A 23,819-nucleotide genomic window follows, 5' to 3' on the forward strand; every position below is an offset into this window, starting at 1 on the left:
TCAATTCGTTTCGCGCAGCAGATAGCCGAGGCCGCGCAAGGTTACGATTTCAGCCTTGGTGCCTTCCAGTTTTTTGCGCAGGCGATGAATGTAGATCTCGATGGCATTTTCGTCGGTCTCGCTATCGAAATTGTAGATGCCTTGAACAAGCGTGGCCTTGCTGACGGTCGTTCCGATACGTCGCAGAAGTTGTTCCAGAACCGCATGTTCCTTAGGCGTAAGCGACAGCGGGTCATTTCCGAGAGAGAATAATCGAGTGTTGGTGTCGAAACGCAGCAAGCCGCAGGTTACGACTGGGGCGGTCCGCTGGCTTGACCTGCGAAGGTGGGCGCGAATGCGTGCCTCAAGTTCGCTGAGTTCGAAAGGTTTTGCCAGATAATCGTCAGCACCGGCGTCGAGACCGCGAATACGTCCGTCAAGGCTTGCATTGGCTGTCAGAATGATGACGGGAACCTCATTGCCTCTGCCACGGATATGTTTCAGCACGTCAAGCCCGGTCTTGTCGGGCAGACCGAGATCAAGGATTACGAGATCGTATTCCGTGAAGGCGAGCGCCTGTTCGGCATCGGCCGCGTCGTGCACCGTATCGACGCCATAGCTCGACTGTTGCAGGCTTTTTGCCAGCCAGTTTGCGAGGGTGAGATTGTCTTCGACGAGCAGGATACGCATGACTGACGATGATAACGGTTTCAGTCCCGCGTCAAGAACCTTGGCCATTGAATCGATGGATGAAATGAACATATGGCAAGAAAATAGGGCGGTGATTACGTCGCCTCAGCAAACTTGTTGGCAATTTGTCAGGAGGGGCCTCTCATATTGTAAAAGCATGCGATAAATTTGACCAATATCACGGCTACTCCCTGCCATTTGTCTCGGGTACTGCTGGGTACAGGTGCGAGGAATATCGAGGCGTGTGGGAGGCCAGCAGCCAACTTCAATCGGAAGACAGGACTGAAATGCGGATTGAGGGCAAAAAAATGCCTGAAAACAAGCAATTCTGCGTCAACTCTCCGATCTGCCCTTGCGAGAGCAGGGCCCGAGTTCTATCAGCATCATCAAAAAATGCAGTCTGAGGAAGATTTCGGCAGTTTCTTTGCCGTGACGTCCTGATGCCCGCCGCCATCATGTATGGCGACGGTGAAATGAGCGATGGAGCCGAGTTGAAAAACCATCACGATATCTGGGATATCGTCGACGCCAAGAGCGCCGCATATTTCGAACTGAGCGATACGGTTTGGGATAATCCTGAAACAAACTACGAAGAATATAAATCCAGCGATGCCCATGCAGCGATGCTGGAAGCCGAAGGGTTTCGCGTCGCGCGTGGTATTGCGGGCCTGCCGACGGCCGTGATGGGCGAAGCTGGCGACGAAGGACCGGTCATCGCCATTCTTGGTGAGTTCGATGCGTTGCCGGGTCTCAGCCAGATATCGGGACTGGTTGAGGAACAACCGATCGAGGCAGGTGGTCACGGACATGGTTGCGGCCACAACCTGTTGGGGGCAGGTTCTCTGCTCGCTGCTGCGGCGGTGAAGGAATATCTTGCCGAAAAGGGCATCAAGGGCCGCGTGCGCTATTATGGTTGCCCGGCGGAAGAGGGCGGTTCGGCCAAGGGTTTCATGGTCCGCGAAGGGCTGTTCGATGATGTGGACATTGCCTTCTGCTGGCATCCGGCACCGTTTGCTGGGGTCAACGATCCGGTTTCGCTCGCCTGCAACGAAATCAATTTCCACTTCAGCGGTCGCGCGGCTCACGCTTCATCTGCACCGCATTTAGGGCGCAGTGCCCTGGACGCGGTCGAACTCATGAATGTCGGTGTGAACTATATGCGCGAGCATATGCCATCCACGGCGCGCATTCATTACGCCGTGACCGATACGGGTGGTTTTGCGCCGAATGTGGTACAGGCCAAGGCAACAGTTCGTTATCTCGTGCGGGCTCGTAGCCTGCCGGACATGCAGACGCTTCTGGAGCGCGTCAAGAAGATCGCCGAAGGCGCTGCGCTGATGACTGAAACGACGGTCCGCAGCGAAATCGTCAGCGGGGATGCCGATCTGATAGGCAACACGCCATTGGAACAGATGATGCATCTGCAGCTCGAACGTCTCGGGCCTCCGGACTTTGACGAGCAGGATCGCGAAACCGCAAGCCGCTTCCAGAGGACGCTTTCCAGAGAAGACATTTCCGATGCCTTCCGCCGTTTCGGTGTGGAGCCCAAAGAAGGTCTGGCACTTTGCGAAGATATCTATACGCCCTATAAAGGCGATAACACCCTTGTCGGTTCCACCGACGTCGGAAGCGTGAGCTGGGTTGTTCCTACCGTGCAGATGCGCGGCGCGACCTGCGCAATCGGCACGCCGCTTCATTCGTGGCAAATGGTGGCACAGGGCAAGCTGCCGGCAGCGCATAAGGGCATGGCCCATGCTGCCAAGATCATGGGCAGCACAGCCATCGAATTGTTCCGTAATCCGGGGCAGATCGAGAAAGCAAAGCAGGATCATGAAAAACGGCTCAACGGAACCGTTTTCGTCAATCCGATTCCGGACAGCGTTCAACCCGCTCTGCCCAAAACTGCAAAATGATGTGGTCGGGCAAGCAGATTTCGAAAATTGAAATGACATTCAATCCCCCAATTCCAACAGGGCCTGACGCATCATGAAGCAGATGGGCTTTCTCGATATTTTGAGCTTCGGGCCGGACGGCTGGGGCTATGTGCTGATGATGGGTGCACTGGTGAGCGTGGCGCTCGCCGTTCTGGGCTTCCTTCTCGGCGCTGCCATTGGCGTTTTCGCCGCCTGGGCGAAGATTTCCGGCGGTCGCACGCTTCGCGCTGTCGCCGACGGCTACACCACGATCATTCGCGGTATTCCAGACCTTCTCGTTATCTATCTGTTCTATTTCGGCGGCAGTGCGGCAGTGACTGCCCTCGGTAAATATTTCGGTGCCGAAGGCTTCATCGGCTTTCCGGGCTTTCTGGCCGGTGTGCTGGCCATTGCGATTTCCTGTGGTGCGCACCACACCGAAGTGTTCCGAGGCGCATTCCGGGCGGTCTCCAAAGGAGAGATTGAAGCTGCAACCGCTTGCGGCATGAGCCAGATGTTGAAATTTCGCCGCATCATCGCGCCACTTGCTCTGCGGCATGCTCTGCCGGGCCTCGGCAATGTCTGGCAGGTTTCGCTCAAGGAATCCGCTCTGGTATCTGTTGCCGGTGTGGTCGAGCTTCTGCGTCAGGCACAGATTGGTGCGGGTTCGACGGGTCTGCCCTTCAACTTCTTCCTCATTGCCGGTGCGCTCTATCTGTTGATTTCGTCGGTTTCCGGCGGGCTTTTGCAGATGGCCGAGCGCCACTTCTCACGCGGCGTCAGGAGGGCAAAATGAACCTTGAATTCTATTCCGATGCATTCTTCCAGATGCTGGGCGGGGTTCCGCTGACTCTAAAGCTTGCGGTAAGCTCCATCGTGTTTGGCGCCATACTGGCCTTGCTTTTTGCCATGATGCGACTATCGGGCGTCAAGGTGCTGGACTGGATTGCGCGCCTTTACGTCTTTGTGTTCCGCGGAACGCCGCTTCTGGTGCAGATATTCATCATCTATTACGGTCTCAGCCAGTTTCCGGCCATCCGCTACTCGTTCCTGTGGCCGGTTTTGCGTGAACCTTACTGGTGTGCAATCATCGCGCTGACACTGAACAATGCGGCCTATGCGAGCGAAATCATCCGTGGTGGCCTGTTGTCGGTGCCGCACGGCCAGATCGAAGCTGCTAAAGCCTGTGGCATGTCGTCCTTTACTTGCTTCCGGCGCATTGTCATGCCGCTGGCGATCCGTCAGGCGCTGCCGGGCTACGGCAATGAGATGATATCGATGATCAAGGCAACCTCTCTTGCATCGATCATCACGCTTATGGAAGTGACCGGCATCGCAGCAAAGCTGATCGCCGAGAGCTATCGAGCCATAGAAATCTTCGTGATCGCCGGTGCGATCTACCTCGCCATCAACTTCGTTCTGACGCGTGCGCTGATGTTTGCAGAATATAAGCTGACCCCTTATCTGCGCCAGCCGGTCGTCAAGCTTTCTTCCGAAGGACAAACATCGTGAGCAAAATCGTTTCCCCCAATGCACCGGTGGCGCTGAAAGTAGAAAACCTGCGCAAGAGCTTCGGTGCCAATGAAGTGCTGAAAGGCATTTCACTCGAAGCACGTGAAGGCGAGGTCATTTCGATCCTCGGTTCGTCCGGTTCGGGCAAGTCGACCTTCCTGCGCTGCATCAATCTTCTGGAAATTCCCACGTCGGGCACTGTGACGGTTTCTGGTGAAACCATCCGCATGGCGAAAAATTCGAAGGGTGAAGCCTACCCGACGGACAAGAAGCAGGTTTCGCGCATTCGTTCGGAACTGGGCATGGTGTTCCAGAGCTTCAATCTGTGGTCCCACAAGACCATTCTGGAAAACATCATCGAAGCACCGATCTACGTGCAGGGACGTCCGCGTGCAGAATGCATCGCCGAGGCGGAAGCCTTGCTGGCGAAGGTCGGTATTGCCGACAAGCGTGATTTCTATCCGGCTCATCTTTCGGGCGGACAGCAACAGCGCGCAGCGATTGCCCGCGGGCTGGCGATGAAGCCGAAAGTCATGCTGTTTGACGAGCCGACCTCGGCGCTCGATCCGGAGTTGGTCGGCGAAGTGCTGCGCGTCATGCGCAGCCTGGCGGAAGAAGGCCGCACCATGCTGGTCGTGACCCACGAAATGGGCTTCGCGCGCGACGTTTCCAACCGCGTGGTATTTTTCCATCAGGGACTGGTGGAAGAAGACGGCGCGCCGGAAGATGTGTTCGGCAACTCGAAATCCGAACGTTTCCGCAAGTTCATCAGCCACGAGAACGCTGCTTAATCATCGAAATTCTATGTTCCGGCGACAGCCGGACAGAAACAACCGCAACAGGATAACTGCAATGAAGACCATCGGACTTTTCAAAGCCGTGTTCATTTCCGCTCTCGCACTGACGAGCGTCTCGGCCCATGCCGAGGAAAAGAAGTGGACGAAGATCACCATCGCCACGGAAGGCGCATTCCGCCCGTACAACTTCACCAAGCCCGATGGCTCGCTGGATGGCTATGAAGTTGATCTCTACAAGGACCTCTGCGCTCGCATGAAGGTCGAGTGCACGATGGTCGCCCAGCCTTTCGACAGCATCATTCCGGCGCTCAACGCTGGCAAGTTCGATGCGATCATGGCTGGTCTTACCGCAACGCCGAAGCGTGAAGAAACCATCAGCTTCTCGATTTCCTACGGCCTGACGCCGCAGACTTTTGCAACGCTGAAGGACAGCCCTTACGCCAAGCTGCCGCACACCGGCGAAACCCTTTATCTCGCCAAGGATGAAGCGGCTGCGCAGAAAGCGATCGATGAAGTGTCGGCTGAAATCAAGGGTCGCGCCGTCGGAGTCCAGACCGCTTCGCTCGGCCTGACGCTGCTCGACAAGTATTTCAAGGACAATATCGACATCCGTGAATACAAGACCACGGAACAGCACGATCTCGACCTGAAGGCCGGACGCGTCGATTTGATTGTGGCTTCGCTCGCTTACCTGACGGACGCCGCCAAGAAGCCGGGCAATGAAGACATCGTCATGACAGGTCCATTCTTCAAGGGTGGTATTCTGGGCCGTGGCGTTGCCGTCGGCTTGCGCAAGGACGATACCGAACTGAAGAAGATGTTCGACGAAGCCATTGAAGCCGCAAAGGCTGACGGCACGATCAAGCGTCTGTCGGAAAAGTGGTTCGGCTTCGACGTTACGCCGTAATTTCCGATAGTCATCATATGCAAAGCGCCGCCTACGGGCGGCGTTTTCAATCGGGAACTGCAAACCTTCACATCAAACTGGCGAGCGCCTATAAGATCACCAAAAGTTTGCGGAGAGCCAAAACTTACTGTGAGGATGTGATGGTAAAGATCGGTTTTGTGACTGTTTCCGACCGCGCAAGTCGCGGCGAATACGCAGATTTGAGCGGCCCGGCCATGGAAGCATGGCTGAAATGCGCCGTCGTTACGCCTTATGAAACGATCCGGCGGGTCATTCCCGATGGCATGGAATCGGTGCGTGATACGCTTATCGATCTTTGCGACAAGGCAGCTTGCGACCTGATCCTGACAACAGGCGGCACAGGGCCGAGCCCGCGCGATGAAACACCGGAAGCCATGCAGGCGGTTCTGCATAAGGAACTGCCCGGTTTCGGTGAACTGATGCGCCGCGTCAGTCTTGAGCAGACTCCGACCGCCATTCTTTCCCGCCAGACGGCAGGCAGCCGCGGCAAGAGCTTCATCCTCAATCTCCCCGGCAAACCAGCTTCCATTGCCATGACTTTGCAGGCGATTTTTCCAGCGGTGCCTTATTGTCTTGACCTGATCGGAGCTGGACGTATCGATACCGATCCGACGGTCGTAAAGGCCCACCGGCCAGGCTGAACTATCATTGAAATTGCATAGGCGGGCGAATTAGAGCGCGTCAGAGATCGACTGTCGCGACGAAATTGCGCAACCCAGCTTTGCGCTTTTGCATGATTTCCATGCTTGCTTTTCCCTAATTCCGGACTGAATAATAAGGAAAAGAAGGGGAATTCAGTGAAGCCATTCGACGAGATGCTCAACCATGGCGGGAATGTCCGCCAGCCTTACGAATTTCTCAAGCAGTGGCTCGACCAACAGGATCCGCACAAACTTCTACAGAAAAGCGATGACGCCGAAAGCGTCTTCCGCAAGACGGGTATCACTTTTGCTGTCTATGGCGATCAGGAGGCGGGCGAGCGCCTCATTCCCTTCGACATCATCCCGCGCATCATTTCAGGTCAAGAATGGCGGCGTCTGTCACAGGGCATAGAACAGCGCGTAATGGCGCTCAACGCCTTTCTCGACGATATTTATCATCGTCAGGAAATCGTCCGGGCAGGGCGCATTCCGAAAGAGCTGATTTTCAGGAATGAAGCCTTCTTGCCTGAAATGATCGGTTTCCGTCCACCAGGCAACGTCTACACCCATATTATCGGCGTTGATATTGTACGCACCGCCGAAAACCAGTTCTATGTGCTGGAGGATAATGCCCGCACGCCGTCCGGCGTTTCCTATATGCTGGAAAACCGCGAAACGATGATGCAGCTCTTTCCCGAGCTGTTCCAGAACGTCAAGGTCCGACCGGTCGAGAACTATCCGCAATTGCTGCGCCAGTCGCTCGCAAGCGTTGCGCCTCCCGGCACGCAGGATGTGCCGACTGTCGCGGTGCTGACGCCCGGCATTTACAATTCCGCCTATTTCGAACACGCATTCCTTGCCGACCAGATGGGCGTCGAACTGGTCGAGGGAAGCGATCTGCGCGTCGTTGACGGACGTGTGGCTATGCGAACCACACAAGGATACCGCGCCATCGACGTGCTTTATCGGCGTGTTGATGATGCGTTTCTTGACCCGCTCACTTTCAGGCCAGATTCCACACTTGGTGTTCCCGGTATCATGGATGTCTATAGGGCCGGGAATATTACCATTGCCAATGCACCCGGAACCGGCATCGCCGATGACAAGGCGATCTATTCCTACATGCCGGAAATCATAGAGTTTTACACGGGCCGCAAAGCCATTCTCGAAAACGTGCCGACCTGGCGTTGTTCCGAGCCTGACAGCCTCGCTTATGTGCTCGACAATCTGGCCGAGCTTGTCGTCAAGGAAGTACATGGTTCTGGCGGCTATGGAATGCTGGTTGGACCGGCTTCGACCAAGGCTGAACGGGATGCTTTCGCGGAAAAACTGAAAGCAAGGCCGCGCAATTATATCGCTCAGCCAACGCTCGCGCTGTCAACGACACCTATCTTCACGGAAAGTGGGCTGGCACCACGCCACGTCGATCTCCGCCCCTTTGTTCTGGTTTCCGACCGTATCCGCATAACGCCCGGCGGGCTCACACGGGTGGCATTGAAAGAGGGATCGCTCGTCGTGAATTCCAGCCAGGGCGGAGGAACCAAGGACACGTGGGTGCTCGATGACTGAAACAATTGGATTGAAGTGCTGCAACTGACGACAAGATCAGTGCACGAAAGGGGAATGGTTTATGCTTCTTGGCCGTACGGCAAACGGACTTTACTGGATGTTCCGCTATATTGAGCGCGCGGAGAACATGGCACGCCTCGTTGATGCGGGGCTTCGCATGGCATTGACGAAAACCTCTGACGCACCGGAGGAGTGGTCTTCGGTCGCGGTTTCTGCGGGCGCAAGTCAGGGTTTCTCCGCAAAATACGATGTCTATAACGCTGCCAATGTTGCTGATTTCCTGCTGCGCGACGCCGATAATCCGTCGAGCGTGATGACATGCTTCGAAACCGCCCGATCCAATGCCCGCATGGTGCGTACGGCGCTGACGCGAGAAGCATGGGAAAGCCTTAATGAAGCATGGATGGTTCTAAAAAAATCGCTGTGCAAGCCATTGAAAGAAAGCGATCTTCCTCAGCTTCTCGATCAGATCAAGCGCGAGACCGCGCTCATTCGCGGCTCATTTCATGGCACTATGCTGCGCAATGAAATCTTCGATTTTGCAAGCCTCGGTACATTCATCGAACGTGCCGACAACACGGCCCGTATTCTCGATGTGAAATACTATGTCCTGTTGCCCGCGATATCCTATGTCGGAACGACGCTGGACAATTATCAATGGGAATCGATCCTGCGCTCCGTATCGGCACATCGCTCCTATCGTTGGGTTTATGATGGTGATTACCGTCCGGCGCAGGTTGCGGACTATCTGATCCTGAATGGCCGTATGCCGCGCTCGCTTCATTACTGCTATCGCAGCATCGCCGAACATCTGGATTATCTGTCAAAAGATTACGACCATCGCACCGCCTGCCACGAGACAGCGGACAAAATTTATGCAAGCCTGCAAAATCAGGACATATCCGCGATTTTCGATGTGGGCTTGCATGAATTCCTGACTGAATTCATCAACCGCAATAACCGGCTCGGCAACGAGATCGCTGAAACCTATAATTTCTATTGAGGTCTTCGCTTGCTGCTCAACATCCGGCACGTTTCACATTATCGCTATGAGCATCCGGTTCCTTATGCGGTGCAAAGGTTGCGGCTGCGTCCGCCAACCGTTCCGGGGCAGGTAGTCAGGCACTGGGAACTGAAAATCGAAGGTGGCGAGCCCGAGGTCTCCTATATCGACGGCTTCGGCAACAAGACAGATCTGGTCCAACATGCCCGCAATATTCATGAAATCATCATAACTGCCAGTGGCAGCATCGATGTGGAAGACAGGGTTGGCGTATTGGGGCCTGTCTATGGTTATGCGCCGCTCTGGCTCTTCGAACGCGAAACGCCGCTGACGACACCAGGTGAGCGCATCAGGGCTCTGGCGAGTGATCTCCCGTCCGGACTGGAGCAGCTTGCCCAGATGCACGAGCTGATGAACGCCATACATAAGGCGGTCGCCTATATGCCGGGAACGACGAGCGTTTCAACGGATGCCGAAAGCGCATTGGAAACCGGGAAAGGTGTTTGTCAGGATCACACGCATATTTTCCTTTCGACGGCCAGGCTCATCGGCATTCCATCCCGTTACGTATCGGGATATCTGATGATGGAAGGCGTGGAAGAGCAGACCGCAAGTCACGCATGGGCCGAAGCTCATATTGACGGTCTGGGCTGGGTCGGTTTCGATGCCGCCAACAATATTTGCCCGAACGACCGCTATGTGCGGATCGCAACCGGGCTCGATTATCGCGATGCAGCGCCTATTTCCGGAGTTCGCCTGGGCGGCACGGTGGAAAGTCTTGCGGTTCACATCAATGTAGGGCAGTGATCCTTCTGGATAGTGAGTTGCCTGCCGGATATTGCTTATGACTTATTGCGTTGGAATGAAAATCGATCGTGGCCTTGTGTTCATGTCCGATACGCGGACAAATGCCGGGCTCGACAATATTTCTATCTTTACGAAGATGCGGAGCTGGTCTGAGCCCGGTGAGCGCGTGATTGTTCTGCTTTCGGCTGGAAATCTTGCAACGACACAAGCCGTCGCAAGCCTTCTGGAAGAACGCATGAAGGCTCCGGCAGACAGGCATCCGTCCGTTTTCGATGCGCCTTCCATGTTTCAGGTTGCACGTCTTGTCGGCGATACCGTCAAGGAAGTGATCCAGAGTTCCGCCACCGGCGGACAGAATGCCGATGCGTTCGGTGCCTCATTCATTCTCGGCGGGCAGATCAGGGGCGGGCAGCCGCGTCTTTTTTATATTTATCCCGAAGGCAACTTCATTGAGAGTTCGGCCGATACGCCCTTCTTCCAGATTGGCGAGAACAAATACGGCAAACCCATCCTTGTGCGCGCCTATCAGGAGCAGATGAGTTTCGAGGAGGCGGTGAAGCTGCTGCTTGTCTCCTTCGACTCCACGCTGAAAGCCAATCTTTCCGTGGGATTACCGCTCGATATGCAGATCTATGAGGCAGACAGCTTCAAAACAGGTGCCCGCAAACGGTTTGAGGCTACCGATCCTTATTATCAGACTGTATCGGAGAGCTGGTCGGAAGCACTGAAGTCTGCACTCGAACAATTGCCGCCGTTCAGTTTCGACGGAGAATGATCTCGTACCAAACCTGCTTATGAACAAAGCCGGAGGAAAATTCCTCCGGCTTTGTTCATGCTAAGCAATCAGGCGATCAAGCGAACACTTTGAAGCGGTCGCGGTCGTCGATGAAAGTTTTTTCAGCAAAAGGCTGTTCATTCGAGCCGAATGGCATTTGGGCACGAAGTTTCCAGGACGACGGAATATCCCAGACCTTGGCGACTTCCTGATCGATCAGCGGGTTGTAGTGCTGAAGGCTTGCACCGATTCCTGCATCGGCAAGGGCACTCCAGACCGAATGCTGCGCCATGCCACCCGACTGTTCGGACCAGATCGGAAAATTGTCGGCGTAAAGCGGAAAATTCTCCTGAAGACCTTTAACAACGTTCTGATCTTCAAAGAACAGAACCGTACCGGCACCGGCGGCGAAGCTGTCGAGCTTGGCTTCCGTCTGCGCAAAAGCGTCGGCAGGAACGATCTGGCGAAGTGCTTCCTTCGCTATGTTCCACAGCTTGTCGCTCTCGGCGCCAAACAGGATTACAGCGCGGGAGCTCTGCGAGTTGAAGGAGGAAGGTGTGTGCTTAACCGCTTCGCGGATCAGCTCGGCCGTGTCTTCGTTCGAAAGCGGAAGGGACTTGCCCAGAGCATACTGTGTACGGCGCTTCTTGATGGAATTCAGCAGGGAATTGTTCATTACTGTGTCCTGTGTTTCAGCGGTCGGGCGGGGCTGTCTGGCTTGGGATTTTCAAGGCAGCCTCATGAATGATGTTGAGAGAAATATTGTTATTCGGACTTCAGAAGCCAGCCCATGTTTCTGAAACACACTGTCAACGATCTGTGGTTCGCTGCGTTTCACTGTTTACTTTCCGATTACACACTCCAATGAACAGACGTCGAAAACGACCCCCGATACTCGGTCCATCCCGGTTTTATGGGGGTTTACAAGAGAGTTTGTTTGTTGGAACCTAACTAAAATAGTGGGATTCAAAACAATAATCTGATGACGCGCTTCTCGTGTCGTTGTCGTGAAACGGGACGAGGTCACGATAGTTTGAAGTCATTTATCATCATTGGCGCCGGTGCAAGCGGCATCATTCTGGCCGCACAATTGCTTCGTCGTTCACCAGAATCAATTGTGCGAATTTTCGAGCGTTCGGGCCAAATAGGGGCTGGAATCGCCTACGCAACGGAAAATCCGAGCCATCTTCTCAATGTCCGCGCCAGCAATATGAGCGCATTTCCCGATCAGCCGGATCATTTCGTAAATTGGCTGCGGTCGAGCGACATTGCCGCTCCCGGCCATTCATGGGAACCGCACAGTTTTGCGCCACGTAAGCTCTACCGCTCCTATCTGGAGCATCTGATCGCCCCTTATCTTTCCGAAGACGTTAAAGGTTTGACGGTTGAAAAGACTGGCATCGTCGATGTGGCGCTGAAGGATGGCAGGCCGACCGTTACTACCGAAAACGGAGAAGCCTTCGTTGCCGATGCCGTTATTCTTGCTACGGGTAACGAGGCTGCCATCGCAAAATCCGGCAGACACGTTGCGGAATATTGGTCAAGCAATGGCTATTTCGATGTGCCTACAGATGCTCCTGTCGCGATATTTGGCACCGGCTTGTCGATGATCGATAGTGTATTGTCTCTGCTCGACAACGGGCACCGTGCCGAAATATACGCGATTTCGCGCCGTGGGCTTCTGCCCGCGCGCCATTCTCCGACACAAGCCTACTCGATAGAGGCAGACGATCTGCCCGTATCGATCGGCCTGTCGCAGCTCATGCAGCGCGTGCGCACCATGATGATGGAAGCGGAAAAAGCTGGTTCCGGCTGGCGTGGTGTGATGGACGGTCTGCGTCCGCATACGCAGCATATCTGGGCGGGGCTGCCGATGTCGCAGCGCCACAGTTTCCTCCGCCATCTGCGACCATGGTGGGATGTGCATCGGCATCGCATGGCACCGGCTGTCGCGGATCGCATCCAAGCTGCCGTGAACAGTGGACAGCTTAAAGTCTCGGCTGGTCAACTGGTTTCGGTGCGCGACGAAGGCGCAGGGATGGAAATCCTCTATCGCCCGCGACGTAGCGAGCATGTCGAAAAACTGCATGTGGCAACCGTTATCGATTGTCGCGGCGGCAATCCCCGATTTTCGACGACCCGCAATACAGCGTTGACCGGCCTTATGGAGCATGGCCTGGCGCGACCGGACGCACTGGATCTCGGTTTCGATGTCACGCGTGACCTCCAGGTGCTCAATGCGCGAGGAGAGCCTTCAGGCCCCTTTTTCGCTATCGGACCGGTTACGAAAGGCGCATTCTGGGAAGTGACTGCGGTGCCGGATATTCGCGTTCAAGCCGAGCGACTGTCGGCAATTTTGCTTGAAGGTTAGAATCGCGTTTGTGAACGCTTCAAAATGAAGTGTGTGTCATCTGGCCGAAAGATTTTCGGATTAATATGGCCGAGAGTCAGGTATCGCGGTTCGAGGCAGCCGATAAATTATAGATTTTCCGGTGCGAGGAACGATAAAATGATTCAAATCTACGCGATAAGCCATTGAAAGCTATTGCCATAATGTTCCGTGGCCGGTCATAATAAGGCCATCGGAATATATGATTCCTCTCTACAACTTGCCGGAGCGATTCTGTTGCTGTTTTCTTGAGCGGTGCCTGCTTCGGATCAACCTTGATTTCGGCTAGGAGGCCTGTGGCGCATGACGATGGACGGCAGAATGCTTTTCCTGCTTGTCCTTCTACCTTTTCTAGGCAGCGCCATAACCGGATTATTCAGGGGGGCGGATCGTAGCGGTTCGGCCTGGTTTACGGCAGCAATTGCGCTCGTCGCCTTTATCGTCACCGCCAGCCTTTATCCCATCGTGTCAGACGGCAAGGTGCTTCGCGGCACCATAGAATGGCTTCCAGCCTATGGCCTCAATGTTACCTTCCGCATGGATGGCTTTGCCTGGCTTTTCGCGATGCTCATCACGGGCATCGGCCTGCTGGTCGTCATTTATGCGCGTTATTACATGTCGCCCGAGGATCCCGTCCCGAGATTCTTCTCGTTCCTTCTGTCCTTCATGGGATCGATGCTCGGTGTGGTTCTGTCAGGCAATCTGATATTGCTCGCCGTGTTCTGGGAACTGACCAGCATCTTCTCGTTCCTGTTGATCGGTTATTGGTATCACAATGCAAGTGCCCGCGACGGCGCGCGCATGGCGCTTACGGTGACTGGTATAGGGGGATTCTGTCTGCTGGCAGGCGTTCTGATCCTCGGCCATATCGTCGGCAGCTACGATCTTGACAAGGTTCTGGCGGCAGGAAACATCGTTCGGACACATCCGCTCTACAGTGTGGCGCTAATTTTGATCCTGCTCGGCGCGTTCACGAAAAGCGCGCAGTTTCCGTTCCACTTCTGGCTTCCGAATGCCATGGCGGCCCCCACGCCTGTATCGGCCTATCTGCACTCGGCAACCATGGTGAAGGCAGGCGTCTTCCTGCTGGCGCGTCTCTGGCCTGTTCTCAGCGGAACCGAAGAGTGGTTCTGGATCGTCGGTTCGGCCGGTCTGATCACGCTCCTGATCGCCAGTTTCTTCGCGGTTTTCCAGCAGGACCTCAAAGGACTGCTCGCCTATTCGACGATCAGCAATCTTGGCCTGATTACCGTTCTGCTTAGTCTTGGCAGTCCGCTTGCGGCCGTCGCGGCGATCTTCCACATGGTCAACCATGCGATTTTCAAGGCATCGCTGTTTATGGCTGCCGGTATCATCGATCATGAGACCGGCACACGCGATATGCGCAAGTTGAGCGGGCTATTGCGTCCCATGCCCTATACTGCAACGCTCGCCATGGTCGCGAGTGCGGCTATGGCCGGTGTACCGCTGCTCAACGGTTTCATTTCCAAGGAAATGTTCTTTGCCGAAGCGGTGGAAACGCACATGGCGTCGTGGCTCGATACCATCACGCCCTATGTGGCCACGATTGCCGGTATATTCACGGTCGCCTATTCCGTCCGCTTCATCTATTCGACGTTCTTCGGACCTCCACCACACGATTTGCCGCATGAACCGCACGAGCCGCCGCACTGGATGCGCCGTCCTATCGAGCTGTTAGTTCTGCTTTGCCTGTTGATCGGTATTATTCCGGGCCTCTCCATCGGGCCGTTCCTGCATTCGGCTGTTCTGTCGGTGCTGGGCACAGCCACGCCTGAATATAGTCTCTCGGTCTGGCACGGCTTCAACCTGCCGCTGATGATGAGTATCGTTGCCATGATCGGCGGCATTCTTCTGCACTGGATGCTGAAGAATTATCTTGCGACCAGTGAAGATGGTCCGCCATTCTTCCGGCATTTGCAGGGACAGCGCATTTTCGAACGTGTTCTGGTGACCTTGTCGTGGAACTGGGCACGTAAGGCAGAGGCTTTCCTCAGCACACGCCGCCTGCAACCGCAGCTCCGTATCGTGGTTGCGGTGGCTGTCCTTGCAGCCGCCTGGCCGATTTTCGCTTCCGGCCTGCAGTCCGGCTCGCTCAGTGCCCAGCCGGTGGACCCCATCTTTGCCGGTCTTTGGGTTCTCGGTGGCGCCTGCGCTATCGGCGCGGCGTATCAGGCCAAGTATCATCGACTGGCGGCACTGATCCTTCTGGGTGGTGCCGGGCTTATCACCTGCATTACCTTCGTCTGGCTTTCCGCGCCCGATCTTGCTGTGACGCAGTTGCTGGTCGAGATCGTGACGACCGTTCTGCTGCTTCTCGGGCTTCGCTGGCTGCCGAAGCGTTGGGAAGATCCCGACCCGATTCCGGTGCAAATCGGCCCACGTATCCGCCGCTATCGGGACTTACTGCTCGCAATCGGCAGTGGGGCAGGGGTGGCCGTCATCGCCTATGCCGTAATGACACGCATATCGCCCAGCAGCATTGGCGATTATTTCCTCGAAAACGCCTATTCTGGCGGCGGCGGCAAGAATGTCGTGAATGTCATTCTGGTCGACTTCCGCGCTTTCGATACTTTTGGCGAAATCGCCGTTCTCGGCATTGTGGGCCTGACGGTCTTTGCGCTCCTGCGCCGTTTCCGTCCGGCATCCGATACCACGGGTTCGACAGCACAGCAGAAGATTCAGGATGCCTATGACGAGGCGGCGCCCGACCGCAAGGCGGGTGAAACGCTGGCCGATTATCTGGCTGTGCCTTCGGTCATCATGCAGTGGCTTTTCCCGGTCATCATCGTGCTGGCGGTGCATCTGTTCCTGCGCGGACATGATCTGCCGGGCGGCGGGTTTGCGGCCGGTATCACGCTCGCAATTGCATTCCTGCTGCAATATCTGGCGTCAGGCGCGCGCATCGTCGAAGACCGCTTGCGCATCCTGCCGGTGCGCTGGATCGGGTTGGGCCTGCTGTTCGCTGCCGCAACGGGCGCGGGGTCGTGGTTCTTCGGCTATCCGTTCCTCACCACCTTTTTCCAGTACACGGAAATACCGTATATCGGGAAAATGCCGACAGCCAGCGCGCTGCTATTCGACCTCGGCGTCTTCACCCTCGTGGTCGGTGCGACCGTCCTGGTGTTGATCGCTCTCGCGCACCAATCGCTCCGTAAACATCGTGTCGAGAAGCTTGCCGCGACGAAGGAGGAGAACTGATGGAACTCGTTCTTGCTCTGGCAATCGGCGTATTGATGGCATCCGGTGTATGGCTCATTCTTCGCCCGCGTACATTCCAGGTAGCAATCGGCCTTTCGCTGATTTCCTATGCTGTCAATCTCTTCATCTTTTCGATGGGGCGCCTGCGCACGAATGCGGCTCCGGTACTTGATAGCGGTGTTGACGTTCAGGCCGCACAATACACCGATCCGGTGCCACAGGCGCTCGTTTTGACTGCCATCGTCATCGGTTTTGCAATGACCGCACTTTTCCTTGTCGTGCTGCTCGCCTCGCGCGGGTTGACGCGTACGGACCACGTGGACGGCAAGGAGAACTGATGTTGGACTGGAAAACGCACCTCATTGTCGCTCCGATTGTCCTGCCGCTCGTGACGGCAGCAATCCTGCTGCTGTTCGATGAGCGCAATCGCAAACTGAAGATGGCCATCAACTCCATCTCGACCCTGGGGTTAATCGGGATTGCAATCACGCTTGCTGGTATGGCGAGCGACAAGGCGCCCAACGCGCTGGTGTATCTGATTGGCAACTGGCCTGCACCGTTCGGCATCGTGCTGGTTCTCGATCGTCTTGCGGCTCTTATGCTTATGCTGACCAGCTTGCTGGGCATGGCATCGCTCAGCTTTGCATTTGCCCACTGGCACAAGGCCAGTCCGCATTTCCACACGATTTTCCAGCTCTTGCTGATGGGGCTGAACGGCGCATTTCTGACAGGTGACCTGTTCAATCTTTTCGTCTTCTTCGAAGTCATGCTGGCGGCATCCTACGGCCTGGCGCTTCATGGTTCGGGTCCTGCACGCGTGAAGGCTGGCATGCACTATATCGCCGTCAATCTCGTCGCTTCGTCGCTGTTCCTGATCGGTGTCAGCCTGATCTATGGCGTAACCGGCACGCTCAATATGGCTGATCTTGCGCAGAAGATTTCACAGGTAGCCCCCGAGGACCGTATGCTGCTGGAAGCAGGCGCGGCGGTTCTGGGCGTCGCATTTCTTGTCAAGGCAGGTATGTGGCCGCTCAATTTCTGGCTCGCGCCGACCTATACGGCGGCGGCGGCACCGGTGGCGGCGATATTCGCCATCATGAGCAAGGTCGGCATTTACGTCCTTCTGCGCCTGTCACCGCTGATGTTCGGTATTGGTGCTGGTTCCTCCTACGGTTTCGGCAATGATTGGCTCTATTTCGGTGGTATGGTCACGCTTGCCTTCGGTTTGATCGGGGTCGTCGCGTCGCAGGCAATGGGAAGGCTCGCCAGCTATAGCATCCTCGTATCCTCCGGTACCTTGCTGGCAGCCATCGGCAGCGGGAATACGGCCATGACCGGCGCGGCGCTGTTCTATATGGTCAGTTCAACACTCACCATCGCGGCGTTTTTCCTGCTGATCGAATTGATCGAACGTGGTCAGGACGCGGCTGCCAACGTTCTGGCTGTTACCATGGAAGCCTATGGTGACGATGAGGAGGAAGAGGAAGAAGACGAGATCGGCGCGGTGCTACCCGCGACCCTTGCCGTCCTGGGCACATGTTTCGCCATTTGTGCGATATTGCTGATAGGTTTGCCGCCATTCTCAGGTTTCATTGCCAAGTTCCTGATCCTTGCAGCCGTTTTCAACGGCGACGGCCCGACGCCGCAGCTTGCAATGCCTGTCAGCCCGGCAAGCTGGGCATTGGTCGTGCTTCTCCTCCTGTCCGGTCTTTCCGCGCTGATCGCGATGACGCGTACCGGTATTCGCACATTCTGGGCTTCGCTCGAGGGCAATGTGCCGCGTGTTCTGGTGCGGGAAGTTGTGCCGATTGCAGGTCTTCTGGCGATTTGTCTGGCCCTGACGATCGCGGCTGGTCCGGCGATGCGTTATATGGATGAAACGGCGCGGTCGCTGCACAATCCGGCGTCCTATGTCAGCAGCGTACTCAATGCGCCACGCGCAGGCACCGAAACGGAGGAGGCGCAGTGAAGAGAATCCTGCCTTATCCGCTTCTTTTCGTCTCGCTGCTCATGTTCTGGCTGCTTCTGAATGGCTTCACGCGGGCGCAACTCCTGCTTGGCGCAATTATCGCTCTCATTGCATGCCTGATCATGACTGCCTTGCAGCCGCAGAAGAACCATATTCGCTCTATCCCGACGATGCTCTGGCTGTTTGGAGCCATGAGCTACGACATCCTGCAATCGAATATCACGGTTGCGAGCATCATTCTGTCGCGCAAACGCAAGCGGCGTCCGGGCTTTGTCGTTATTCAGCTCGATCTTGAGAACCGGACTGCGCTTGCTGTTCTGGCCTGTATAATCACCGCGACGCCAGGTACGGCCTGGGTGGATTACAATGCTGCCAGGCATGAACTGACTATCCATGTGCTCGATCTGGATGACGCGCAGGCTTGGCGCGATACGATCAAGGGAAGATATGAGCAGCCGTTGATCAAGATATTCGGAGCCGCAGATATCGTGGAAGAGGAGAAATCCGCATGAGCGCAGTCATCATCTTCTGGTCCCTGCTTGCCGCTCAACTGATGCTTCTCGGCGCAATGGGGTGCGCAGTCTACAGGCTTCTAATCGGTCCGCGCGCGCAGGATCGTATTCTCGCAACCGATGCGCTTTATCTCAACGCGCTCCTGCTTCTGATCACGTTCGGCATACGCACGGGCAGCATCATTTATTTTGAAGCGGCGCTGATTATCGCTCTTCTGGGTTTCGTCGCCACCGTGGCGCTGTCCAAATTCCTCATGCGTGGGGAGGTGATCGAATGAACAACGCTGGCGAACTTCCCGTATGGGCCGCTATTGTTATTGCTTTTTTTCTGGTCGCCGGCGCTTTCCTCACGCTCGTCGGATGCATCGGGCTTGTCCGCTTCAAAAGCTTTTATGAACGCGTTCATGCTCCCACACTTGGCTCGTCATTCGGAGCTGGCGGAATCTTGATCGCATCGATCATATTTTTCTCCATCTTGCAATCGAAGCCGATTCTGCATGAAGTGCTTATTACCGTCTTTGTGGTTGTCACAACGCCGGTAACGCTCATGCTGCTCAGCCGCGCCGTGATCCATCGCGACAGAACGCAGGACAGCAAGGAGCTGCCTTCATCTTCCGACCCGCTATAGGTCTGTAGGTATCATGCTTGAGGGTGCGGAGAGGGCGGAAAACTTGCGTTTTCCGTCGCACCAAATGGGGAAATTCGCCGCTCCGTAATGGAAGTGGCGGCTGTCGCGTCCGGTCTGCCCGGAGTCCTGTTTTGGAGTTCGCTTCAAGACCGGCTATCCTGCCGATCGGAAACACTATCTGCCATTTGCCGAATCCCTGGCCTGACTGCCCACCGACTGCGGAGTGGAAGCGGCGGCCTGTCTTGTTTTCGGGCATTTGGAGGAGTGTCCAAGGGCTGCGGCCAATTGTCCATTCAGGCTTTTGCCGGGACATGCGGATTGAAGGATCAGGCCATTTGAATTATCTGAATTTCAGTAATTTCTGAAAATTCAGAATTTACGGGAGAGAGAATTTTGGAATTGTCGCCAATCGTTCAATCGTTCGTGCTCCACTTCGGCGAAATGGGTAGCCGTTGGGGCATCAACCGCACCGTGGGACAGATATATGCGCTGCTTTATATATCGCCCGAGCCTCTTTGCGCCGACCAGATCGTCGATGCGCTCGGTGTTTCGCGTTCGAACGTATCCATGGGTATTCGCGAATTGCAGGGCTGGAATCTGGTGCTGCTGAAACACATTCCCGGCGATCGCCGTGATTTTTTCACGACGCCCGACGACGTGTGGCAGATTCTGCGTACGCTCGCTGAAGAGCGCAAGAAGCGCGAGATCGATCCTACGCTTACCGTTCTGCGCGAAATTCTGATGGAGCAGCCGGAAGGCGATAGCGACCTTTATGCGCAAGATCGCATGAAGGACATGTACGGCCTGATCGAAAGGCTGACCAACTGGTACGACGACGTCAAGCGGCTCGATACCGACCGTTTGACCAGTCTTCTGGCGCTTGGCGCCAAAGTGACCCGCTTCCTTGAAACCACGGACAGGATCGTGGCGCTTGGGCGCGGGCGAGCATCGGCCAAAAAGGAGCCTAAGCGAGAGTGACATCCGTTGTCCCCCGAACGGAAACAGTGACGGCAGAAGACGGCGAAGCGGTAGGCGATCAACAAAAGTCGCGCCGTTCGCAACGTCGTCCTGTTCCATCCTTGCTGAAGCGGGGGGCATATTTTCAGGCGTTAGCCGCACTCCTCTGGCTACCGCAGGCGGGCATTCTCGCTTACGCCATCGGACGGCTGGCGGATACCGGCTTTGATGGCTCTATCTACTACAGCGCGGCTGGCATATTCGCTCTCGGCTGTCTGCGCAGCCTCCTTGACAGTGCAGGCGCGGCAAAAGCTTTCGACGCTGCCCGACAGGAACTTTCCCGACTTCGAACCAATGCTGTTTCAGCGCTTGCGCAACGTTCACCGCTCGACGTGACGCGTCCGTCATCCGGCGAGGCCGCAAGCATTCTTGCCGAACAGGCGGAGATGGTCGTTCCCTATCTTTCGCGCTTCGTGCCGGTGCGCATCCGCCTGATGCTGGCGCCAATGGCAATACTTGCGGTTGTCCTCTGGTATTCCTGGGCTGCAGCGCTCGTCCTGATGGTTGCTGCCCCCTTGATACCGATCTTCATGGCGTTGATCGGCTGGCGTGCAAAGGCTGCCAGCGAAAAGCAACTGACCGCTCTTGGCGGCATGAACGGTTTTCTGCTCGACCGTCTACGTGGCCTTGCGACCATCCGCACATTCCATGCCGTTGACGCGACTGCGAACCGGTTGCGCGACAATGCGGAAACCTTGCGTTCAAAGACGATGTCTGTACTGCGCATCGCATTTCTATCTTCAGCAGTGCTTGAGCTTTTTGCGGCTATCGGCGTTGCCATGGTCGCTGTTTATATCGGCTTCCATCTGCTGGGGCAGCTCAACTTCGGAGCATGGGGCCACAAGCTGACATTGGCGGAAGGTCTTTTCGTCCTGCTTCTGTCTCCCGCATTCTTCGAACCATTGCGCGATCTTTCAGCCGTCTGGCACGACCGCGCAGCAGGTGAAGCTTCCATTGATGCACTCGAAAAACTGGCTGAACATTCGATGCCGCTTATCGGGAAGGAGGGAAGTCAAACAACAATTGGCGGGGCTCCTACGGTTGCTCTGCACAATATCGACTTCGGTTATGAGGGCGGAGCCAAGGTCCTCGATGATTTCAGCCTCAATATCGCGGCGGGAGAACACGTGGCGCTGCTGGCTCCAAGCGGCTACGGCAAATCGACTGTTCTGGCGCTTACTGCCGGGCTGATAGCTCCACAAACTGGCAAGATCGAAATCGGAGATGTCGGGCTGACCAATGATACGGCTGTTGCGCTTCGCGCAAGGATGAGCTGGATCGGCCAGAAGCCGCATATTTTTGCCGGCTCGGCTCGGCAGAACGTCACGCTTGGTCGACAGTCCGGGGTGGAAACCACAACAGCTATCATCAATGACATGGCGCTCGGCCATGTTCTGGGCGTCACCGGCAACAGCTTGATTGGCGAGAACGGTGCCGGAATTTCGGGAGGTGAAGCCTTGCGGCTGGCGCTTTCCCGTGCGGCCATCGATCCGGATGCAGATATCATTCTGGCCGATGAACCCACCGCGCATCTCGATCAGGAAACGGCAACGATCATTGCCGACAGCCTTCTCAAGCTTGCCAAAGGCAAGACTCTGATCGTCGCAACCCATGACGAAACCCTTGCCCGCAGGATGGATCGCATCGTCCGTCTGGATGGCAGCGTGGATAGAGATCCGGTCTGGCAGAGGAGGGCAGCCGAATGAACGGTTTCCAGCCATTGCAGCCAATCCTGCGGCTTTTCTTCCGGACCAAGGGGATGGCACTACTTGCCGGTATCGCGACATCAACCGTAACCGTTCTTGCCGGTATCGCGCTTCTTGGCTTGTCAGGCTGGTTCATAACGGCAACAGCGATTGCGGGCTTGAGTATCGCGACGGCAGTTGTATTCGATGTATTTGCACCCGCTGCCGGTATTCGCCTGCTCGCTATCCTGCGCACCGGCTCGCGTTATCTCGAACGGCTCGTTACCCATGATGCAACGCTCGCGATACTTGCGGCACTCCGTGAAAAGCTGTTCCGTAGCTGGGCGCGCCCAACCGCTGCAAGCACACTTCTGAAACGCCCGGCGCGTCTCCTGTTTCGCCTGACCGCAGATATAGATGCGCTCGACTCTCTTTATCTGCGCGTGGTGGTGCCTGTCGGTGCCGCGCTTGCCACTGCGCTTGTGGCCGGTATCGCTCTCGGTATGATGAGCCCGCTTTTCGGGCTGCTCGTAGCGTTTGTCCTACTTGTTGCGGGGATTGGTATTCCACTGGCTGCGGCTAGACGTTCTGAAAAATCCATGCGCCAGCGCGCAAAAGGTACGGAAGCACTGCGCGCCCGCACCGTCGATCTGGTTGCCGGGCAAACCGAACTTCTTATGGCGGGGCGACTCGAAAACCAGCAACTGGCAATCGCCCGCGCGGATGGCTACGTCGCCACATCGGATCGCAAACTGAACCGCATCGAGATCGTTACAGGCGCCGGATTCGGTATTGTTCACGCGGCACTTCTTGCAGGCGGCCTTGTCGCCGTTGGATTGCTGATGCAGGCAGGCACGATCGGTGCGCCCGTTGCAGCACTCGGGATGCTCGTCATTCTTGGTGCGATGGAGCCTTTTTCGGCATTACGGCGTGGTGCAATGGAGCTCGGGCGCACGATACTCGCCGCCAGGCGCGTTGCACCTCAACTGCAAGACAATGCCGAACTGACGATACCCCAAACGCCTCTGAGTGGAACGGCAATTCATCTGGAAAACGTGTGCGTTCGTCACGATGGCGCTGATCACGATGCGCTGAAAAACATCGACCTCGATATTGCAGTTGGCGAGCGGGTTGCCATCGTTGGAACAAGCGGCGCTGGCAAATCGACCCTGTTCAATCTGCTCGCCGGAGAAATTCCAGCAGGCCACGGCAATGTGGCTGTTCTATCGGCACGTCTTCTCACACAACGGACAGAGCTTTTTCAGGACAGTCTTCGCGACAATCTCCGGCTGGCGCGCACCGATGCGAGCGATCAGGAACTGATGGATGCATTGCAAGCCGCAGGCCTTGGTGCGTTCATCACTGAGCTGTCTGCCGGACTGGACGCGATGCTGGGCGAGGGTGGCCTGGGGCTGTCGGGCGGGCAGGCACGTCGTCTGGCCCTCGCGCGCCTTTTCCTGACCGATGTTCCGCTCTGGCTGCTGGATGAACCGACAGAAGGTCTGGACGCCGCAACAGCTCAGGACGTGCTTGACCGCCTCAAGGTCAAGGCAGATTCACGCACGTTGCTGATTGCCACGCATATCCGTCGCGAAGCGCAAATTTGCGAACGGATCATTGTTTTAAATCAAGGCGCTCTAGTTGAGTCCGTAGGTAAGAGTTCGCCGCGCTTTGGCGAAATCCTCGATACCATGAGGTGAGCTGCGCGGACATGGAGAATGATTTGAAGTCCGTGTCCATATCTGGACCGATATTTGAAATTGAAGCGGAGTACGGTTTTCAAGAA

At 56.0% G+C, this 23,819-nt stretch carries 22 protein-coding genes; 20 read left to right on the forward strand and 2 right to left on the reverse strand.

Annotation, left to right across the window (positions count from 1 at the left end):
• Complete coding sequence (locus ACYSN1_RS08710) at nt 1-669, reverse strand: response regulator (RefSeq protein ID WP_461725857.1); 669 nt, start codon at nt 667-669, stop codon at nt 1-3.
• Between the two features lie 440 nt (nt 670-1,109).
• Here ACYSN1_RS08710 and ACYSN1_RS08715 point away from each other — a divergent pair, with 440 nt between their 5' ends.
• From ACYSN1_RS08715 to ACYSN1_RS08760, 10 genes are all read left to right on the forward strand, one after another.
• Nucleotides 1,110-2,582, forward strand: a complete 1,473-nt coding sequence (locus tag ACYSN1_RS08715; protein WP_461725320.1) for a M20 family metallopeptidase — start codon at nt 1,110-1,112, stop codon at nt 2,580-2,582.
• A 73-nt stretch (nt 2,583-2,655) separates the two neighbouring features.
• Entirely contained in the window at nt 2,656-3,378 is a 723-nt protein-coding gene (locus tag ACYSN1_RS08720; protein WP_461725321.1) for an ABC transporter permease, read from the forward strand.
• On the forward strand, nt 3,375-4,094 hold the full coding sequence (locus ACYSN1_RS08725) for an ABC transporter permease (protein WP_140019355.1): 720 nt from the start codon (nt 3,375-3,377) through the stop codon (nt 4,092-4,094). The genes ACYSN1_RS08720 and ACYSN1_RS08725 overlap by 4 nt, the downstream gene beginning before the upstream one ends.
• On the forward strand, nt 4,091-4,885 hold the full coding sequence (locus ACYSN1_RS08730) for an ABC transporter ATP-binding protein (protein WP_109988779.1): 795 nt from the start codon (nt 4,091-4,093) through the stop codon (nt 4,883-4,885). The genes ACYSN1_RS08725 and ACYSN1_RS08730 overlap by 4 nt, the downstream gene beginning before the upstream one ends.
• Nucleotides 4,886-4,946: 61 nt before the next feature.
• Complete coding sequence (locus tag ACYSN1_RS08735; RefSeq protein WP_461725322.1) at nt 4,947-5,798, forward strand: transporter substrate-binding domain-containing protein; 852 nt, start codon at nt 4,947-4,949, stop codon at nt 5,796-5,798.
• Between the two features lie 140 nt (nt 5,799-5,938).
• The gene (gene mog / locus ACYSN1_RS08740) at nt 5,939-6,460 is read left to right on the forward strand and encodes a molybdopterin adenylyltransferase (RefSeq protein ID WP_461725323.1); all 522 of its coding nucleotides are present in this window, start codon (nt 5,939-5,941) and stop codon (nt 6,458-6,460) included.
• Between the two features lie 156 nt (nt 6,461-6,616).
• Nucleotides 6,617-8,029, forward strand: a complete 1,413-nt coding sequence (locus ACYSN1_RS08745; RefSeq protein ID WP_461725324.1) for a circularly permuted type 2 ATP-grasp protein — start codon at nt 6,617-6,619, stop codon at nt 8,027-8,029.
• Nucleotides 8,030-8,090: 61 nt separating this feature from the next.
• The gene (locus ACYSN1_RS08750) at nt 8,091-9,032 is read left to right on the forward strand and encodes an alpha-E domain-containing protein (protein WP_461725325.1); all 942 of its coding nucleotides are present in this window, start codon (nt 8,091-8,093) and stop codon (nt 9,030-9,032) included.
• A gap of 9 nt (nt 9,033-9,041) precedes the next feature.
• Nucleotides 9,042-9,839, forward strand: coding sequence for a transglutaminase family protein (locus ACYSN1_RS08755; protein WP_461725326.1), 798 nt, complete (start codon nt 9,042-9,044; stop codon nt 9,837-9,839).
• A 37-nt stretch (nt 9,840-9,876) separates the two neighbouring features.
• On the forward strand, nt 9,877-10,614 hold the full coding sequence (locus tag ACYSN1_RS08760; protein WP_461725327.1) for a peptidase: 738 nt from the start codon (nt 9,877-9,879) through the stop codon (nt 10,612-10,614).
• A 76-nt stretch (nt 10,615-10,690) separates the two neighbouring features.
• Here ACYSN1_RS08760 and ACYSN1_RS08765 read toward each other — a convergent pair whose 3' ends face one another.
• On the reverse strand, nt 10,691-11,290 hold the full coding sequence (locus ACYSN1_RS08765) for a nitroreductase family protein (protein ID WP_461725328.1): 600 nt from the start codon (nt 11,288-11,290) through the stop codon (nt 10,691-10,693).
• A 357-nt stretch (nt 11,291-11,647) separates the two neighbouring features.
• Between ACYSN1_RS08765 and ACYSN1_RS08770 the strand changes: the two genes are divergently transcribed.
• The 10 genes from ACYSN1_RS08770 (at nt 11,648) to cydC (ending at nt 23,733) form a co-directional block, all read left to right on the forward strand.
• A complete protein-coding gene (locus tag ACYSN1_RS08770) occupies nt 11,648-12,985 on the forward strand; it encodes an FAD/NAD(P)-binding protein (RefSeq protein ID WP_461725329.1) in 1,338 nt (445 codons plus the stop codon).
• A gap of 321 nt (nt 12,986-13,306) precedes the next feature.
• The gene (locus ACYSN1_RS08775) at nt 13,307-16,222 is read left to right on the forward strand and encodes a monovalent cation/H+ antiporter subunit A (RefSeq protein ID WP_461725330.1); all 2,916 of its coding nucleotides are present in this window, start codon (nt 13,307-13,309) and stop codon (nt 16,220-16,222) included.
• Nucleotides 16,222-16,560, forward strand: a complete 339-nt coding sequence (locus tag ACYSN1_RS08780; protein ID WP_010658730.1) for a Na+/H+ antiporter subunit C — start codon at nt 16,222-16,224, stop codon at nt 16,558-16,560. Before ACYSN1_RS08775 ends, ACYSN1_RS08780 begins: the two co-directional genes overlap by 1 nt.
• Before the next feature lie 2 nt (nt 16,561-16,562).
• Entirely contained in the window at nt 16,563-18,191 is a 1,629-nt protein-coding gene (locus ACYSN1_RS08785; protein WP_461725858.1) for a monovalent cation/H+ antiporter subunit D, read from the forward strand.
• Nucleotides 18,188-18,703, forward strand: coding sequence for a Na+/H+ antiporter subunit E (locus tag ACYSN1_RS08790; RefSeq protein ID WP_461725331.1), 516 nt, complete (start codon nt 18,188-18,190; stop codon nt 18,701-18,703). The genes ACYSN1_RS08785 and ACYSN1_RS08790 overlap by 4 nt, the downstream gene beginning before the upstream one ends.
• Nucleotides 18,700-18,981 (forward strand): K+/H+ antiporter subunit F, encoded by a 282-nt coding sequence (locus ACYSN1_RS08795; RefSeq protein WP_140019343.1) that lies wholly within the window; start codon nt 18,700-18,702, stop codon nt 18,979-18,981. The genes ACYSN1_RS08790 and ACYSN1_RS08795 overlap by 4 nt, the downstream gene beginning before the upstream one ends.
• Complete coding sequence (gene mnhG / locus ACYSN1_RS08800) at nt 18,978-19,331, forward strand: monovalent cation/H(+) antiporter subunit G (protein WP_140019342.1); 354 nt, start codon at nt 18,978-18,980, stop codon at nt 19,329-19,331. The genes ACYSN1_RS08795 and mnhG overlap by 4 nt, the downstream gene beginning before the upstream one ends.
• Nucleotides 19,332-19,724: 393 nt before the next feature.
• A complete protein-coding gene (locus ACYSN1_RS08805; protein WP_174977381.1) occupies nt 19,725-20,309 on the forward strand; it encodes a GbsR/MarR family transcriptional regulator in 585 nt (194 codons plus the stop codon).
• On the forward strand, nt 20,306-22,054 hold the full coding sequence (cydD, locus tag ACYSN1_RS08810; protein ID WP_461725332.1) for a thiol reductant ABC exporter subunit CydD: 1,749 nt from the start codon (nt 20,306-20,308) through the stop codon (nt 22,052-22,054). Before ACYSN1_RS08805 ends, cydD begins: the two co-directional genes overlap by 4 nt.
• A complete protein-coding gene (gene cydC, locus ACYSN1_RS08815) occupies nt 22,051-23,733 on the forward strand; it encodes a thiol reductant ABC exporter subunit CydC (protein WP_461725333.1) in 1,683 nt (560 codons plus the stop codon). Before cydD ends, cydC begins: the two co-directional genes overlap by 4 nt.
• The last annotated feature ends 86 nt before the right edge of the window (nt 23,734-23,819 follow it).

This window comes from Brucella sp. LJL56 (assembly GCF_054871705.1).

What these genes read in the sequence shown, in the direction of transcription:
- ACYSN1_RS08710 (WP_461725857.1), bottom strand. Translation starts at nt 669, where the DNA reads ATGCGTATCCTGCTCGTCGAAGACAATCTCACCCTCGCAAACTGGCTG.
- ACYSN1_RS08715 (WP_461725320.1), top strand. Translation starts at nt 1,110, where the DNA reads ATGCCCGCCGCCATCATGTATGGCGACGGTGAAATGAGCGATGGAGCC.
- ACYSN1_RS08720 (WP_461725321.1), top strand. Translation starts at nt 2,656, where the DNA reads ATGAAGCAGATGGGCTTTCTCGATATTTTGAGCTTCGGGCCGGACGGC.
- ACYSN1_RS08725 (WP_140019355.1), top strand. Translation starts at nt 3,375, where the DNA reads ATGAACCTTGAATTCTATTCCGATGCATTCTTCCAGATGCTGGGCGGG.
- ACYSN1_RS08735 (WP_461725322.1), top strand. Translation starts at nt 4,947, where the DNA reads ATGAAGACCATCGGACTTTTCAAAGCCGTGTTCATTTCCGCTCTCGCA.
- mog (WP_461725323.1), top strand. Translation starts at nt 5,939, where the DNA reads ATGGTAAAGATCGGTTTTGTGACTGTTTCCGACCGCGCAAGTCGCGGC.
- ACYSN1_RS08750 (WP_461725325.1), top strand. Translation starts at nt 8,091, where the DNA reads ATGCTTCTTGGCCGTACGGCAAACGGACTTTACTGGATGTTCCGCTAT.
- ACYSN1_RS08760 (WP_461725327.1), top strand. Translation starts at nt 9,877, where the DNA reads ATGACTTATTGCGTTGGAATGAAAATCGATCGTGGCCTTGTGTTCATG.
- ACYSN1_RS08765 (WP_461725328.1), bottom strand. Translation starts at nt 11,290, where the DNA reads ATGAACAATTCCCTGCTGAATTCCATCAAGAAGCGCCGTACACAGTAT.
- ACYSN1_RS08775 (WP_461725330.1), top strand. Translation starts at nt 13,307, where the DNA reads ATGACGATGGACGGCAGAATGCTTTTCCTGCTTGTCCTTCTACCTTTT.
- ACYSN1_RS08780 (WP_010658730.1), top strand. Translation starts at nt 16,222, where the DNA reads ATGGAACTCGTTCTTGCTCTGGCAATCGGCGTATTGATGGCATCCGGT.
- ACYSN1_RS08795 (WP_140019343.1), top strand. Translation starts at nt 18,700, where the DNA reads ATGAGCGCAGTCATCATCTTCTGGTCCCTGCTTGCCGCTCAACTGATG.
- mnhG (WP_140019342.1), top strand. Translation starts at nt 18,978, where the DNA reads ATGAACAACGCTGGCGAACTTCCCGTATGGGCCGCTATTGTTATTGCT.
- cydC (WP_461725333.1), top strand. Translation starts at nt 22,051, where the DNA reads ATGAACGGTTTCCAGCCATTGCAGCCAATCCTGCGGCTTTTCTTCCGG.